This is a genomic window from Streptomyces inhibens, from assembly GCF_003389455.1.
GTDB lineage: Bacteria > Actinomycetota > Actinomycetes > Streptomycetales > Streptomycetaceae > Streptomyces > Streptomyces inhibens.
This window is the reverse complement of record NZ_QUAC01000223.1, coordinates 1-14,496: the sequence shown is the minus strand read 5'-3', so window position 1 is coordinate 14,496 and position 14,496 is coordinate 1. Positions and strand designations below refer to the sequence as shown.

Here is a 14,496-nt window from a genome sequence, read left to right as displayed (position 1 = left end):
CACCTGCGAGGTCTCCATACGACGTGGGGCCTCCGCTCGGCAGAAGCCCCACGTCACATCACCTCGTCCGGAACGGGTCAGAAGCGGCCGGACATCCCCGGGATGCCCGGAGGCGCGGGAAGCGGCAGCTTGTTGGCGCTGCTGCGCTCACGTGCGGGCGCGGGTGCCTGGCAGGTCACGTCCTTCGCGGGGAGCTTGCCCGTGGTCAGGTACGCGGTGGCCGTTTTGTCGGCGCACGACTTGGAACCGTAGATGCCGTGTCCGACGCCCCCGGCGACCGTGACCATCCTGGAGCCCTTCATGACCCGGTGCATGCCGAGGCCACTGGACAGAGGCGTCTGGGAGTCCCACTCGTTCTGCAGGGTGAGCGCCCCGACCTTGTTGTCGATCGTGGTGGCGGGTTCGCTGCCGTTCTTCTTCCAGAACGCGCATGGCTTGATCTGGGACGCGAAGTCGCCGTACAGGGGGTACTTGGCCTTGTCCCGGATCGCATCGCGGCGGTACTGCTCGGGGTCGCGCGGCCAGGCGCGGGTGTCGGAGCAGACGACTGCCCAGAAGCTGGCGCTGGTGTTGTCCGAGGGCACGGCACGGCCGAATGCCGGCGGTGCGGGTCGCACGGGCGACACGGTGTCAGGGGTGGAGGACCGGCCCGTGCCGTCGGCGGCCTTCTTCAGCTCGACGATTGCCTCCGCGGCCTCGCGCACACTGAAGAACATGGCGCGGCCCGCGCGGATGTCGTCGCCGCTCATCGGGGTGCCGTTGAGCTCGATCGGCTTCCGGTTGGCCTGGGCGACCAGAGCCCAGAACGTCCCCCGGACCTTGTCCGGGGTGTTGCCCAGCTTGTAGGTCGCGTTCCGCTGGGCGGTCCACTCGCTCCACCTCGTGAACGCGGGCTCGCTGCCCTCCGCCCAGACCTGCATCATGCCCCGCCAGATCCGTGCGGGGTCGACGGCGCTGTCCAGTACGATCCGGTCGCTGCGCTGCGGGAACATCTGCGTATAGACGGCTCCGAGATAGGTGCCGTACGAGTACCCGAGGTAGGAGATCTTCTTCTCGCCCAGCACGGCCCGGATCACGTCCATGTCACGGGCGGTGTTGCGGGTGGTGATGTGGCGCAGCTTGTCGCCCTGCTTGGCGTCGCACTTCTCGGCGACGGTCCGGGCCCACTTGACGTCCTTGGCGAACGATGCGGCCTTGTAGGGACGCTGCCAGTTCTCCTCCTCGGCGGTCAGGCCGCAGCTGAGGGGGGAGCTCTGGCCGACACCCCGCGGGTCAAAGCCGATGAGGTCGAACTTTCTCGTCACGGACTTGGGGAGCTCGGCCGACAGCGACTGTGGCATATCGAGGCCCTGGCCCCCCGGTCCCCCGGGATTGAGCAGCAGGACACCGTGGCGTTCGGCGGGGCTGCTCGCCTTGATCCGCGATATCGCGAGTTCGATCTTCTTGCCGTCTGGACGGCTGTAGTCCAACGGGACCTTGATGGTGGCGCACTGAAAGGAGGCCGGGGTTGCGCTGCTGCAGCGGTGCCATGCCGGTGTCTGCTTGAGGTGCTGCGGTAGGGGGTTCTCAGCCGCGGAGGCGGTCGCCGGCGTGAGTGCCGGAACCAGTGCCGCGACGGCACTCGCCGCCAGGACAGGGGCTATTCGTCTGCTTCGCACGTGGGGATGGCCCTTCGGGTCAGTACGTGTGGGACGCACTCACCCTTGCGCACACAGCAGTTGGGACGAATCCCTCAGCAGGGCACAGTGTGTCCAACTGTGGGTGGACGGACTGCTGGGGCATATGGTCCTGGAGTCGTACACGGTGCGTCGTATCCAGCGTCCAGCACCGCCGTCCAGAGTGTTCGGCCAGTGCCCCGTCGCCGCTGCACGGGCCGCTGCGAGAGCGGCAGTTCGCAACTACGAGAAGAACGGTTCACGGACGCCCTCCAGTTGATGCGGCACCCACGTCGTCCATGCCCGCAACGATTTCTCCCATGGCCAAGACATGGTTCATCACCGGTACGTCCAGGGGCTTGGGGCGGGAGTGGGCCGAAGCCGCGCTGGAGCGGGGCGACCGGGTCGCCGCCACGGCGCGGGACACCGGCACGCTCGCTCCTCTGGTGAAGCGGTACGGCGACGCGGTGCTGCCGCTCGCCCTGGACGTCACCGATCGCGCTGTCTGGACGGGCCGGCGTACTGGCTGGACCATCTCTTTGCCGATGCTGACGGCGTGCCGACGCTGGTGTAGGTCAAGCGGGCCACCGACACCCGTATCCGCCGGGAGGCCGTGGGCCAGATGCTCGACCACGCCGCGAACGGCGCCCGTTACTGGCCCGCCGCGCTGCTGCGGCGCTCTCTTGAGGAGACCTGTAAGGCCGACGGCCGGTTGCTGGAGGAGGCGTACGGGTGCCGTCGCGGCGTTGGCCGGGGGCGAGGTGGGCGGCGCCAACGGGTGCCCATGGCCATCGCAGGCGAGGTGGATTTTGCTGGTCAAGGTGCTTCGGGAAGGGACGAGGGAGCGAGCGTCCGGTTCTCGTGTGGACGTTGATAGGGGAGCCGCGTCATGTAGCGGTTCGAGTGGTTTACAGTCCTCGTCCGTGTGAATGCACTGGCTCTGCGTCGCTCGTATGCCAAGTGTGATGCCCGATGAGTACACAACATATGAACACTCCAGACGTGAGCATTCCGAGCACGAAGAACGCGAACGCATCGAGCGAGGAGCAACTCGCGGCGGATGCATCACGCGCCTCGGACCCCTCGCCTCGGTCGCACGGCGCGCAGCCCTCACGGCGCTCCGTGGTCACGGCGACCGGTGCCTCGGCGCTCGCTGCCGGGCTCACCGCCGCCTCCGTCGCGCCCGCGACCGCGTTGAGCCCTGCCACCGCACCCTCGACGGCGCCGGCCGCGGTGCCGCCCGGCATCGATCCCAAGGCGTACACCACGGTCGCCCGCGCCATCGCCGTCTATGACGAGCACGACAAACCCCTCGTCCCGGCCTACCTGAAGGCCATCGAGAACGGCTTGCCCGCCAGCCGGGCGAAGGCAACGAAGCGGGTCCTGATCGTCGGGGCCGGACCGGCCGGCCTGCTCGCCGCCAACCTGCTCAACCGGGCAGGCCACGATGTCGTCGTGATCGAGGCCAACGGCAACCGCGTCGGCGGCCGAATCAAGACGTTCCGCAAGGGCGGCCACGAGAAGGGGGAGCAGCCCTTCGCCGACCCCAAACAGTACGCCGAAGCCGGGGCCATGCGGCTGCCCGACAGCCACCCGCTCCTCATGGCACTGATCAAGAAGCACGACCTCGCGCTCCAGGAGTTTTACCTGGTGGACGTGGAGGTCGACAACCCGACGAAGAAGGCCAACCGCACCTGGATCCACGTCAATGGCATCCACATGCGCCGTGCCGACTACGAGAAGAACCCCGAAAAGATCAACGACTCCTTCGGTGTCACGGGCCCCAACCGCACGAAGACAGCCTCTGCCATCCTCGCGCAGGCCCTCGAACCCGCACACCAGCTCATCCGGGGCAAGGAGGGAACGGCGCTCGTCAACGGATGGGTCAAGGTTCTCAAGAAGTACGGCCACTGGTCCATGTACCGGTATCTCACTGAAGTCGCCAGACTCGACACCAGGACCATCGACCTCATTGGCACCATCCAGAACCTGACCTCCCGACTGCACCTCTCCTTCACGCACAGCTTCCTGTCCGCCGCGCTGATCGACCCCAAGACCAAGTTCTGGGAGATCAAGGGCGGCACCGCACTGCTCGCCGACGCGCTGTACGCGCCTGTGAAGGGGAAGGTAAGGCTCGACAGGCGCGCCGTACGCATCGAACACAACGGCGGCAAGGTCAGGGTGCACACCGTTTCCGAGGACTGCCAGACCGGCAAGGGGGGTGTCACGGAGGTCTTCGAGGGCGACGAGGCGATCATCACCGTCCCCTTCTCCGGACTGCGCCACGTGACCTTCGACCCTCCGCTCACCTACGGCAAGCGCCGGGCCATCACGGAACTGCACTACGACGCCGCGACCAAGGTGCTGCTGGAGTTCTCCCAGCGTTGGTGGGAGTTCACCGAGGCGCAGTGGAAGGAGGCGCTGAACTCCATCGAGGACAAGCTCTACGAAAAGTACAAGGCGGGCGGGGTCAAGCACGGCAAGTACCTCGGCGCGCACAAGTCCGTGAAGGACCTGGGGGTGAAGATCCCCGACGAACTCAAGAAGTGTTCCGCCGTCTTCCGGCCCGTCATGAGCGGCGAACCGGATGCCGCTCATGTCCGTGGCGGCGGCTCCGTGAGCGACAACGCCAACCGCTTCATGTACTTCGAGCACGCGCACCCTCTGGAGGGCAGCGACGGAGGCATCCTGCTCGCCTCCTACAGCTGGTCCGACGACGCCCTCAAGTGGGACGCCTTCGCCGACGAGGAGCGGTATCTGCGCGCGCTCGCCGGAGTGCAGGCTGTCTTCGGCCGCCGCTGCGAGGTCTTCTTCACCAACAAGTGCAAGACCCAGTCGTGGATGCGCGACCACTACGCCTATGGTGAGGCTTCTGTGCTCCTCCCCGGCCAGCACACGGAACTGTTCCCCGACGTCCCCGCATCCGAAGGGCCGCTGCACTTCGCGGGGGACCACACGTCCATCAAGCCCGCCTGGATCGAAGGCGCCCTCGAATCCGCCGTCCGGACGGCATTGAAGGTCCACACGGGCTGACAGGGTTGATGGGACGCCCCGGTCCGGTGCCCCACTCGCCGGGACACCGGACCGGGGCCCCCTCCGCTCAGCGCCCCCCGTTATGTATTTCGCGGTCCTGCAAGAGGGCCGCTGGCCTCCGGGCCCGACATGGCTGTGTCCCTCTGTCGAAGGGATGACCTGGGGGTGGTGTCACCGGGCCCGAGGGGTGCCGTTGGAGATTGCCGATGAGGGATCCGACTACCGCCCGGCCGAGTGCAACGCCCGGCCGTTTGCGGGCGGCAGGTCTGCACAACGTGGATGCGCGCGTACGGCGCCGACACCAAGGCCGGCGCACGACCAACCCCTTGGGAGAGGGCGCGTTGCACGACACTGACGACGAGGGTGCGTTGCACGACACTGACGACGTGGGCGTCTTCCTCGGCCTGGACGTCGGCAAGAGTGCCCACCACGGGCACGGGCTCACCCCGGCCGGCAAGAAGGTCTTCGACAAGCAGCCGCCCAACAGCGGGCCCAAGCTGCGAGCCGTCTTCGACAAGCTCAAAGCCCAGTTCGGCACCGTGCTCGTCGTCGTGGACCGGCCCGCTTCCATCGGCGCGGAGCTTGCCCATGCCTGGGATGTTCGGGGGCACATTTGCGGGAGATTACCGGGAGGACCCGGCGCTTGCGCGGCTCGCGGCGGTGGGGTTGCCGTCGTAGCCCTTGTCGCCGAGCAGGGCATCAGGTCGACGGAGTGGTCGGCCGGGCTTTCGGTCACGGGTGGGATGTCGTCGCCCCGGGGCCAGGGGCTGCGTGACGTCGTTGGCGGTGGCCGCGGTGGCCGCGGTGGCCAAGAGCTCTTGACACGATCATGAGTTGGTCTTCTGGAGGCGTATTCAGTACACGAGGCCGAAAGCCGGTTGAGATGTTGGGCGACGAGCAAGTCGAGGCGTCCGGGGCCCGAGCCACCCCAGATATCGAGTGGGAAGCTCGCGAGAAGCCACTGGGGCAGGTGCGGTGCCTGCGCGGAGGCCGCACACGAGTGGCGGACCTCGAACCAAGACTGCGGCCGACGTTGTTGGCGTTGGTCGAGCCGAGGGGGGATCCGGGGAACATGGCCGGCCAGGCGCCAGGCCCTTCGGTAGTGCGGGCCGGCACGCCCTCGGCCGGCTAACTGACCAGCCTTTTCGCAATGTGCCGCAGCTGGGGTCGGGGGCACGACGCCGTGTGGCCGTGACAGATGCCGGACGGCATGCGCTACTCGGCTCCGCCGGAGAAACCGTAGTACAACCCGCGGCCCGGGACGGGCAGTCCTGCGGGCAGCCGAGGACCAGAAAGCTCGGGCACGTCGACGGCATCCCAGTCCACGAAGCCGTCGACGAAGTGCTGGGCGAGGTCGATCGAGCTCACTTCGGTGGCGTCCACGTACGTAATCAGGGTAAGGGTGCCAAATCCGCCCTCGGACAGCGCGAGCCACTCATCGCAGGCCCAACGGATCTCATCGGCGTCGGACGCGACTACGGTTGCGCTGTGCCGCACGGATCCGCTCTGTGCCTCGTCCTCCAGCACATAGAAGCTGTACGCCGTCTCCGAGGCGGGCTTGCCGCTCACACCAAGTAGCACGGCCAGCTCATTCAATCCGGCCTCCGCATGGCCGAGGGGACCGGCCGCGCGTATCCGGGCATACAACTCCTCCGCCTCGATCTGCCGTCGTCCGACGGTGTCCTCGTCCTCCCCGTACTCCGCCATGACGTCGGGATTCATGTCCAGCACGGCCTCCCAGTAGGAGATCTGCTGGGCAAGACGCCCCGTCAGCAGGGTCAAAGCCTCGACATCATCTGGGCGTGCCTTCACGGCGGCGCGCAGCCAGTGCTCCTCGGGCCAGGTCGGGCCGCCGTCGCCGGACTCCGCCGGGTCCAAGGCCGTCAGGCACAGCAGCCGCCCCAGCTCCAGCGCAGCCTGGGCGTCGCCCGCAGCAGCAGTGCTGCGCAGCCGTGTGATCGTCTCGTCCGTGATCGCCATGGGCCGACGCTACAACCCACCACTGACAACGGGCATCCCGCAGATCCGGCGAGACACCCAACGAGCCGTGGCTGTCCTCGCCCGGCGTCCGGCCGGGTCGGGCAGTGCCTGCCCCTGGTGCCCCACCCGCCCGGTCGGGCTGCGAGGACTCGACATGCCACCCGCCCTGGTCGCCGTGCCCTCCCTGCGTGTTCGCATGAGTCACTGCCGATCACGAGAGAGCTGACCCAGGGCCTGTCCGTTGGGTCGATGTCCAAGCTGAACACGAACGACTGTCTGCCATCGGTCACATTTCTCTGTCGCGATCCGTCAGGGCAGTGACAGCAACATGAAAGCCCGAAGGAGACGGCGATGGAAACACGTTCGATCACGGCGGAGGTCCCGATGGTTCCGCGGATGGCCGAGGACCCTGCGGAGCTCGTACCCGAGCTGGCAGCGGTGTCGGCGGCGCTGTTCAAGGTCACCGGCAACGGTTCGGTACCGCGCTCCACGATCAGCCTGGTCCAGCTGCGTGCAGGCCAGATCGTCGGCAGCACCTACCTGACCGTTCTGCACACGGGCTTCCTGCGCAAGGCCGGGGAGTCGGAGGAGCGCATCACGTCGGTGGCCTCCTGGCAGGACTCGCCGTACTTCACCAGTGCCGAGCGTGCCGCGCTGGCACTCGTGGAAGCCGTGCTTCAGCCGTCCGCGCACGGCGAGAGGGTCTCCGACGAGCTGTACGCCCAGGCAGCAGAGCACTATGAGGCCAAGGCGCTTGCCACCCTGATGTTCGCGATCGGCCAGGTCAACTTCTTCATCGCCGTGGCGCTCATCGCCAAGCCGGTGCCCGGCCGGTCGTTCACCGAACCGTGGAAGTGAGACCGTCTGGGTAGGGCGCGACGTTCGCGCGCAGCGCACGCCGCACTCGTCGCTCTAGCAGCTGGAAGCCGGAGTTCATCGCAGCGCACTCACCCAGGTTCGGTCTTGGAGCGGCCNATGCATCGAGCCGGGGTTCGCCGGTCAGAGGAAGGACCGGCGAACCCCGGCTTGCGATGGCGGGAGCAAGGGCGGCAGGGGGCCGGCCGGCGTAGGCTCCACACCTGGGGCTGCCTCCCGCTTGGTGCGTTGGCGGGAGGGCTAACGGTGCGTAGGTGGACGCGTTACCAGTGGTTGATGCCCATCTCGTCTGCTGCCTTGTGGACCGCTGCGTAGTGTGGCTCGGACATCCCGGATTTCTTCTGCTCGTCGGGCAGGCCCAGGTCGCTCTGCCGAAACTCGTCCCGCGCCTCACGCAGTAAGCTCACCCCCGTAATTGACGGGAACTTCCGTCTTGCTGTGAACGGGGTGCGACTTCATTGCGGTCTGGCTTCCGGCGAGTATCAGGATGTCTCGTGCTTTGTTGTAAGAATCGGCCTTGACTGTTTTGGGGTTGGGATCCGACTTGCTCTGCGGAGCTAGCTCTGTATTCACGGGCGAACCTTCTGATCGAGTGGGTGTGGGGGAAGCGGGGCGCTGGTCTGCTGATTTCCGTCCACCGGTTTGGCGTTGGTGCAGGTGCCGGACGTATGAAGGTCCACGCTCCATTCTTGCTCGATCACTCCGGTCGGGCGCCGGTGGAACACCTGGAGTCGTCCATCCGCGGCGGTGATGAACGGACGAAGGAAGGGGTCTGAAGACTCCGCGCGGAGGTCAGGAGTGGCTGATCCGTCGACCATGAAGGTTTCTTCCAGTTCGAGTACTGTCTTTTGCTGGTTGCCCAGCCTGGAATGTACGGGCAGGTAAAGGGCTTCGGGCGTCACTGTCCCGGCATGGCACCTCGCCACACCGGGACAGTGGCGCAGATGACATGAGGCTCGGTCACCAGGACAAGGACGGCCAGACGTAGGAGATTTGCGCCGGCGGCACGATGAGGGAGTCGCCGCTGTTGGGGTATTTCAGCGGCATGTCGCCGGAGAAGAACCAGTATCCGTCCTCGACGTGGCAGACCGCATCGGCGGCGGCAGTGCCGTCATCTCCCCAGCTGACGGTGTCGCAATCGGCGGTCTCGCTCATCTTCGCCGGATAGCCGTGCAGTTCTTGAGGACGAAACCGATGGGCGAGTACTGGTCCAAGGTGTGCTTGTCCCGGAAGTAGGTAGCCAGCGTTCCCTTGTCCAGCAGATCCTGGATGACGGCAGGATCACCATCGCGGCTGATGACCTGGATGTCCGAGCCACCGATGATCTGCTGGTAGTGGGCCTTGGCTGAAGCGCTGATGTTGGCAAAGCCGCTGTAGCCGGCGCTGAGCGCGGCGTTGAGTTCCGTCTCCGTGGCGGTGGAGGTGAAGGAGAACATCAGGATGCGGCCGTAGATGACGTCGGAGACGATCAGCTGGGGGACTGCCCCATCGTGCCGCGGTTGATCAGCTGGGTGGCGCGGTCCTCGGTGAAGGCGTCGTTGATCAGGGCGTCGGGGGTGCTCAGGTCGCAGGATGCGGTGAAGTCGCGTTCGCGGAGGTAGACCACCAGTGTGTTCTGTGTTTCCTCGCGCTTTCCCTCGATATCCAGGGAGCCACTGAAGCCGCCGCAGCTGCCCGACAGCCCCAGCTGCAGTGCGGTCTCGGTACTGGAGTAACCCTCGGTCTTGCGGAAGACGGTATCGGGCGAGAGATTCGGCTTGCCGCGCACGATGCCCTTGATTGCGTCCAGGACACTGCCGTGGCTCGGCACCTGCACGACCTTGCTGTTGTCGGCGGACAGAACATCCACCGACACCCGCAGCGGAGCCCGCTCGGTGTCCTCGATCTGCGCGGAGACCAGATACCCCTGGCGGATGGGCGGGTCCGCCTGGACGATCGCCCCGGGGTGCAGCATGTCGATGCTCGGGTTGAACGTGACGATCTCGTCCCGCGTCTTGGTTTCGGTCCAGCTCTGCCGGGTGCGCCGGACGCCGTTGACGTAGTCGACCTGCTTCTCGCCCCTGGGCTTCTTCTCGTCGGGATTGTGCGGGGCCAGCTGGCTCCATTTCTTCCAGTTGCTCAAGTGGCCGGCCTGATCCGCCTTGCCGCCCGGCGCACCGACCCCCGCCGCGGAGGCCTCGGCAGGCTTGCCGCCGGCGGTCGCCAGGACGACGTACTGGCCCCGGGCGCCGGTGTCGATGTCCTTCGGCAGAATCAGCGACGCGAGGTCATCGCTCTGCGCGACGATCTCCTCGCCACCGCCCGCGGGCAAGTGCACCACATGGAAGCGATCACCGTCCTGACCAGGCCAGTCCAACCCCCACGAGCCCCCCTCCACCGCCCACGCCGTCGGTCCCTCGGACCCCACCGGCTCCGGCAGTAATCGCACGTTCCCGCTCATACCCTCTCCCCTTTTTCGAGCGCTCTTGACCAGCGCAGTTGAGGCGAGTCCCGTTGATGGGAATCGCTCTCCCCGCGCCATGGCTACTCATGGGGGGTATCAGTGGGTGCAGCGGGACAAGAGTGAAATGGTCAGCACAAGATCGACACACCCGCCCCAGCTGTCACGGACGGCCATCTGTCGAAAGTATTTGTCGCTGGTCAACGAACCCGCACGAAAGCTGCCTCCGCGTTCGATTCGCACAGACTGGCACTTGCGAGAAGGCTGGTACTCGCTTGGGGAACGGCGCCTGCGCACCGTGTGTGCAGTGTGGCTGAGCCGACCCCGGCGTGCCGCGCGATCTCCTTACAGCGAGGCGAACATTGTGGCGGGGCGTGTCCGGTGCAATCCGCGCCGGCGGAGCCGTGCGGGTCAGCGGGGCAGCACGGTGATCCCGAGCATTCGTGCTCCCGTCTCGGTGCGGGGCCGGTGGCGGCTGCCGGGTGCGAATACCACGTACGTTCCGGGCCCGTGGCGTTCCTCTCCCTCGATCACCTCGCCGCTCAACACGTAATAGCGCTCCTCGGTGGCGTGCACGTCGACCTCCGGCCACTCGGTTCCCGGGGCGAAGTCGATCAGCCAGCCACCGGCGTATTCCGTCCTCGGGAGCCTGCGGCGCACGATCCCGGGGGCGACCTCGGCCGGTGCGACCTCATCGACCTGGACGACGGTCTTCAGTGCGCCCGTTTCAGTGGTTTCACTCATGGGACCACTGTGGCCCGGGCCGGCCCCCGGGCCCGAGAGTCCAGATAGACATCCATGGGTATCTTCCTGCCATGAACCGTCATCGGGTGGTGGCCCTGGTCAACCCGCCCCAGTCACCCTTCGAACTCGCCTGCGCCGCTGAGGTCTTCGGCACCGCCCGGCAGGACCTGCCGGTCCACTACGACTTCCTGATCTGCGCCGAGCGCCCCGGACCCCTGCAGAGCACCGTCGGCTACGCGATGCTCGTCGACGCGGGGCTGCCGGCCCTGGAGGAAGCGGACACCGTGATCGTCCCCGGCTGGCAGCCGCCCGGCACACCGGTGCCGCCGACCATCCTGGAGGCGCTGCGGGCCGCCCACCGGCGCGGGGCGAGGATCGTCGCCATCTGCACGGGGGCGTTCGTCCTCGCCCAGGCCGGCCTGCTCGACGGCCGCCGCGCCACCACCCACTGGCGCCGCACCGCCCAACTCGCCGCCGCCTTCCCCGAGGTGCAGGTGGACCTGGACGTGCTGTACGTGGACCACGGCGACGTGGCGACCAGCGCCGGGAGCGGCGCGGGCATCGACCTGTGCCTGCACCTCGTACGCTCCGACCACGGCGCGGCATACGCCGCCCAGATTGCCCGGCACATGGTGCTGCCGCCACACAGGGAGGGCAGCCAACTCCAGTACGCCACACGGCCCGCCCCCGCCAGGGCGGACGAGTCATTGGCACCACTGCTGGAGTGGGCCACCTCCCAGCTCGACACCCGATTGACCCTGGCCCGGCTCGCCGAACGCGCCGGACTGTCGAGCCGAACCCTCGCCAGGCGGTTCACCGAACAGCTGGGCACCAGCCCGGGACAGTGGTTGCTCGGCCAGCGCCTCGACGCGGCACGGGTACTGCTGGAACAGACCGACCTCCCGGTGGAAGCCATCGCCACCCGCGTCGGACTCGCCTCGGCCGTCAACTTGCGGCGCCGCTTCCGGGCGACCCTCGGCACCACACCCGGTGCGTATCGACGGGCCTTCGGCGAAACCTTGTAGGCCCGAGTCCTGCTGAGTCCTCGCCCCAGTGGCGAGGCGGATCTCAGGCGTTGAGCAGCCGCCAAGCGGTGAGGGCTAGGCACTGTCCGATGGGTGGCGTGAAGGAGCAGACAGCCATTGCATCGTGCCGGCTGGGGCCGGGTGGCCAAATCGAAACCGACTCGACGCCATACCGCCTGCGGGTGAACTCCATCTGCATTCGGGATAGTTCACGTCGCCGTGGACAGCGTTCCAGGCGTCCCCGGCCGGGGTTTGGACATTGGCGGTCAGTTGGGCAAGGCCCCTGCTCTCCTAGAAGGAGAACCATCATGCGTCTGGCTCTTCGCTTAGCGGTCAGTGCCGTCGTTCTCGCGCTGGCGGCTGTCTCCCCCGCCTCAGCCGCCGATCAACAGGAACCACCCGACATGAGCACGGTTCAACTGCGGCAAGCATTCGACCACTACGGGCACAAGTGTCTGGACAGCAACGCCGCTGGCGCCGCGTACATGAGCCCATGCAACACCAACAACGGTTACCAGCGGTGGGTTTGGGTCACGATTGGAGGCCCTTTGGTGCTCCGCAACGAAGCCACCAACAGGTGCCTCGACAGTGATGGCAACGGCAACCTGTACACCAGCCCGTGCGGGTCTGTGAACCCCTACCAGGAGTGGAACGTTCTGCACAGGCGCACCGGGCTATATGACTTCGAGAACGTCAGCACCCACAAGTGCGTGGCGTCCAACTTCGAAGGCCGGGCGTTCACTGACAGGTGCGACCCCCTGGAATTGGGGTACTGGTACGTCGACGAGGTTTCGTAGAGTGAACACTGGGTCGACCCGCGCCTACATGACTCTCGGGTCATGTAGGCGTACCTTATCGGCGCGGCCGTAGGGGGATGCCTGGACGCAACATCGACCTGATGGGAGAACTGTCGGTCGTATGCCGCACTCAGTTCCTCTCCCCAGCCAGCGTGACTGAGTGCCCGTTGAGCTAAGGACTGTCCGGCGGGTCATGAGCGGAGCCAGAGGCGAAGGCAGCAACGGACACGGTGCCGTAGAAGACGTACGTCCTCTTGTCGAAGCGGGTGGCTACAGCACGGAAGCCCTTGAGCGCGTTGATCGTTCGCTCGACTTCATTGCGGCGCTTGTAGATCGCCTTGTCAAAGCCGGTGGGCCGACCGCCCGCGCTACCGCGGCGCAGGCTGGTTGGCCCGCTGGTCCCTGCGCTCAGGAATCGTGTGCTTGATCTGCCGACGCCGCAGATACCGGCGGTTCCGGCGCGACGAGTACGCCTTGTCGCCACCCAGGTGATCGGGGCGCGTGCGCGGATGACCGCCGGCCGGACGTGGGACACGGATGCGTTCGAGGACCGGAGTCAGTTGCGGGGCATCGCCCCACTGGCCTGGTGTGATGACGAACGCGAGCGGACGTCGGCCGCCCTCACCGGCCAGATGGATCTTGCAGGTCAGCCCGCCACGGGAGCGGCCCAGGGCCTCATCTGAACGGTGTTGAACAGGCTGGCCGCGTCGTCCAGGGGTACGCGGCTCGGCAGTGCGGGCGCCAGCGGCGTGCCGATGGGCGCGGCAGGAAGTCGAGTCCACGCTGACCATGCTCCAGTCGATCCGCCCTTCAGCATCGGCATCGGCCTGGACAGCCCGCAGGATCCTCTCCCACGTGCCGTCCGCCGACCACCTGCGATGCCTGTCGTGCACCGTCTTCCACTTCCCGAACCGTGCCGGTAGATCACGCCACGGGACACCGGTCCGCTGCCGGAAGAGAATGCCGTTGATCACCCTGCGGTGGCTCTGCCAACGCCCACCTCGTCCCACGTTCTTCGGCAAGTGCGGCTCCAGCCGAGCCCACTCCTGACCCGTCAGATCGCCCCGCCCCACACCGGCCGGAACGATGTGAATGCTGAACTGGTCAAACGACCCATCGGACAGGGCCTAGTCGGGCCCGTACCTGTCCGGTGGGTTCGGTGAGTTCGATGTCCAGGCCCTTACCGAGCTGTTCGAGGCGGCGGGCGACGCTGCTGTGGTGCAGGTGGAGGAGGTCGGCGGCCCGGCGCAGGGAGCCCGTGGAGCAGTAGGCGTCCAGGGTCTCCAGGGCTCCAGGTCTTCGGGGTTGCCGGCGATGCGGGCGAGGGCGGCCACATCGGCGTTTTCGCGCAGGACGGCCTGAGGTATCTCGGCCAGGAGCGCCAGGGCGCCCAAGTCGGCATGGGGGATGACAAGTTCGCGTGGGGTGGTGAACCGGAAGGCGGCGCGGGCTTGCTGCCAGGAGCGGTCGGGGCTTGCGGCGGTGCCGATGCCCGCGCATACGCCTGCCGGGAACCGGGACCGGTCCACTCCGGTAGCCAGGATGACGCCCATGCCGGCGAGCGGTGCGGCCTTCACCGGACGGGCCGGGCAGATCAGGGGCCGAGCGGCGTCGTCACTCCCGGGGAGCCGGACTGGCCTCTTCCGCTGGTCCGGCATGCTGTCAAGCCATCCAGAAGAAGACCGCGGTCATCCGCTTGTCTTCCAGCGTGCTGCCCCAGTAGCCGGTAGCGCTGTGAAGCATGTTGGCGGTGTAGAGCAGCAGCCGGTTGTGGCGGTGTGCTACGCGTACGTCCTCGGTGAAGGAGTCAGGCGGGACGAAGCGCGTCCCGAGGGCGTCGACCAGGTTGTTGTGTGGCGCGGTCACCATGTTTCCGCCGAGTTGGCCGCCTGGCAGGTTCTGACGGTAGAAGCTGGTTCCGCAGTCCTTGGGCACTTGGGGGTTGA

The 14,496-nt window shown here is 67.0% G+C and carries 13 protein-coding genes and 4 pseudogenes; 6 read left to right on the top strand and 11 right to left on the bottom strand.

Annotated elements, in window-relative coordinates; genetic code table 11:
- Window positions 1-77 precede the first annotated feature (77 nt).
- Complete coding sequence (locus DY245_RS27880) at window positions 78-1,658, bottom strand: alpha/beta hydrolase (RefSeq protein ID WP_128509992.1); 1,581 nt, start codon at window positions 1,656-1,658, stop codon at window positions 78-80.
- 317 nt (window positions 1,659-1,975) lie between these two features.
- Between DY245_RS27880 and DY245_RS27875 the strand changes: the two are divergent.
- From DY245_RS27875 to DY245_RS27865, 3 genes and pseudogenes are all read left to right on the top strand, one after another.
- Window positions 1,976-2,158: pseudogene (locus DY245_RS27875) on the top strand (SDR family NAD(P)-dependent oxidoreductase); the annotation flags it as partial.
- A 619-nt stretch (window positions 2,159-2,777) separates the two neighbouring features.
- Entirely contained in the window at window positions 2,778-4,688 is a 1,911-nt protein-coding gene (locus DY245_RS27870; RefSeq protein WP_425329447.1) for a flavin monoamine oxidase family protein, read from the top strand.
- Window positions 4,689-5,056: 368 nt separating this feature from the next.
- Window positions 5,057-5,320 (top strand): annotated as a pseudogene (locus DY245_RS27865) (IS110 family transposase); the annotation flags it as partial.
- Between the two features lie 583 nt (window positions 5,321-5,903).
- Here the strand turns inward: DY245_RS27865 and DY245_RS27855 are convergent.
- Entirely contained in the window at window positions 5,904-6,668 is a 765-nt protein-coding gene (locus tag DY245_RS27855; RefSeq protein ID WP_128509989.1) for a tetratricopeptide repeat protein, read from the bottom strand.
- A gap of 351 nt (window positions 6,669-7,019) precedes the next feature.
- On the opposite strand from DY245_RS27855, the gene DY245_RS27850 reads away from it, so the two are divergent.
- A complete protein-coding gene (locus DY245_RS27850; protein ID WP_181923896.1) occupies window positions 7,020-7,526 on the top strand; it encodes a carboxymuconolactone decarboxylase family protein in 507 nt (168 codons plus the stop codon).
- 281 nt (window positions 7,527-7,807) lie between these two features.
- Here the strand turns inward: DY245_RS27850 and DY245_RS45395 are convergent, their stop codons facing one another.
- The 6 genes from DY245_RS45395 to DY245_RS27820 all read right to left on the bottom strand — a co-directional run bounded on the left by DY245_RS45395 (window position 7,808) and on the right by DY245_RS27820 (window position 10,728).
- The gene (locus tag DY245_RS45395; RefSeq protein WP_220377952.1) at window positions 7,808-7,951 is read right to left on the bottom strand and encodes a hypothetical protein; all 144 of its coding nucleotides are present in this window, start codon (window positions 7,949-7,951) and stop codon (window positions 7,808-7,810) included.
- A gap of 162 nt (window positions 7,952-8,113) precedes the next feature.
- Window positions 8,114-8,446 carry a hypothetical protein gene (locus tag DY245_RS27840; protein ID WP_128509988.1) on the bottom strand — a complete coding sequence of 111 codons (333 nt, stop codon included), beginning with the start codon at window positions 8,444-8,446 and terminating at the stop codon, window positions 8,114-8,116.
- Window positions 8,447-8,504: 58 nt separating this feature from the next.
- Complete coding sequence (locus DY245_RS27835; RefSeq protein WP_128509987.1) at window positions 8,505-8,699, bottom strand: hypothetical protein; 195 nt, start codon at window positions 8,697-8,699, stop codon at window positions 8,505-8,507.
- On the bottom strand, window positions 8,696-8,980 hold the full coding sequence (locus DY245_RS27830) for a hypothetical protein (RefSeq protein WP_128509986.1): 285 nt from the start codon (window positions 8,978-8,980) through the stop codon (window positions 8,696-8,698). Before DY245_RS27830 ends, DY245_RS27835 begins: the two co-directional genes overlap by 4 nt.
- Window positions 8,981-9,012: 32 nt before the next feature.
- A complete protein-coding gene (locus tag DY245_RS27825; protein ID WP_181923895.1) occupies window positions 9,013-9,864 on the bottom strand; it encodes a thiol-activated cytolysin family protein in 852 nt (283 codons plus the stop codon).
- Between the two features lie 531 nt (window positions 9,865-10,395).
- Window positions 10,396-10,728 (bottom strand): cupin domain-containing protein, encoded by a 333-nt coding sequence (locus DY245_RS27820; protein WP_128509984.1) that lies wholly within the window; start codon window positions 10,726-10,728, stop codon window positions 10,396-10,398.
- Window positions 10,729-10,799: 71 nt separating this feature from the next.
- Here DY245_RS27820 and DY245_RS27815 point away from each other — a divergent pair, with 71 nt between their 5' ends.
- On the top strand, window positions 10,800-11,753 hold the full coding sequence (locus DY245_RS27815; RefSeq protein ID WP_128509983.1) for a helix-turn-helix domain-containing protein: 954 nt from the start codon (window positions 10,800-10,802) through the stop codon (window positions 11,751-11,753).
- 308 nt (window positions 11,754-12,061) lie between these two features.
- A complete protein-coding gene (locus tag DY245_RS27810) occupies window positions 12,062-12,550 on the top strand; it encodes an RICIN domain-containing protein (RefSeq protein ID WP_181923894.1) in 489 nt (162 codons plus the stop codon).
- 191 nt (window positions 12,551-12,741) lie between these two features.
- On the opposite strand, the pseudogene DY245_RS27805 reads toward DY245_RS27810, so the two are convergent.
- From DY245_RS27805 to DY245_RS27795, 3 genes and pseudogenes are all read right to left on the bottom strand, one after another.
- Window positions 12,742-13,623 (bottom strand): annotated as a pseudogene (locus tag DY245_RS27805) (IS5 family transposase).
- A 31-nt stretch (window positions 13,624-13,654) separates the two neighbouring features.
- A complete protein-coding gene (locus DY245_RS27800; protein ID WP_244943300.1) occupies window positions 13,655-14,050 on the bottom strand; it encodes a helix-turn-helix domain-containing protein in 396 nt (131 codons plus the stop codon).
- Between the two features lie 162 nt (window positions 14,051-14,212).
- Window positions 14,213-14,496: pseudogene (locus DY245_RS27795) on the bottom strand (DUF6445 family protein); the annotation flags it as partial.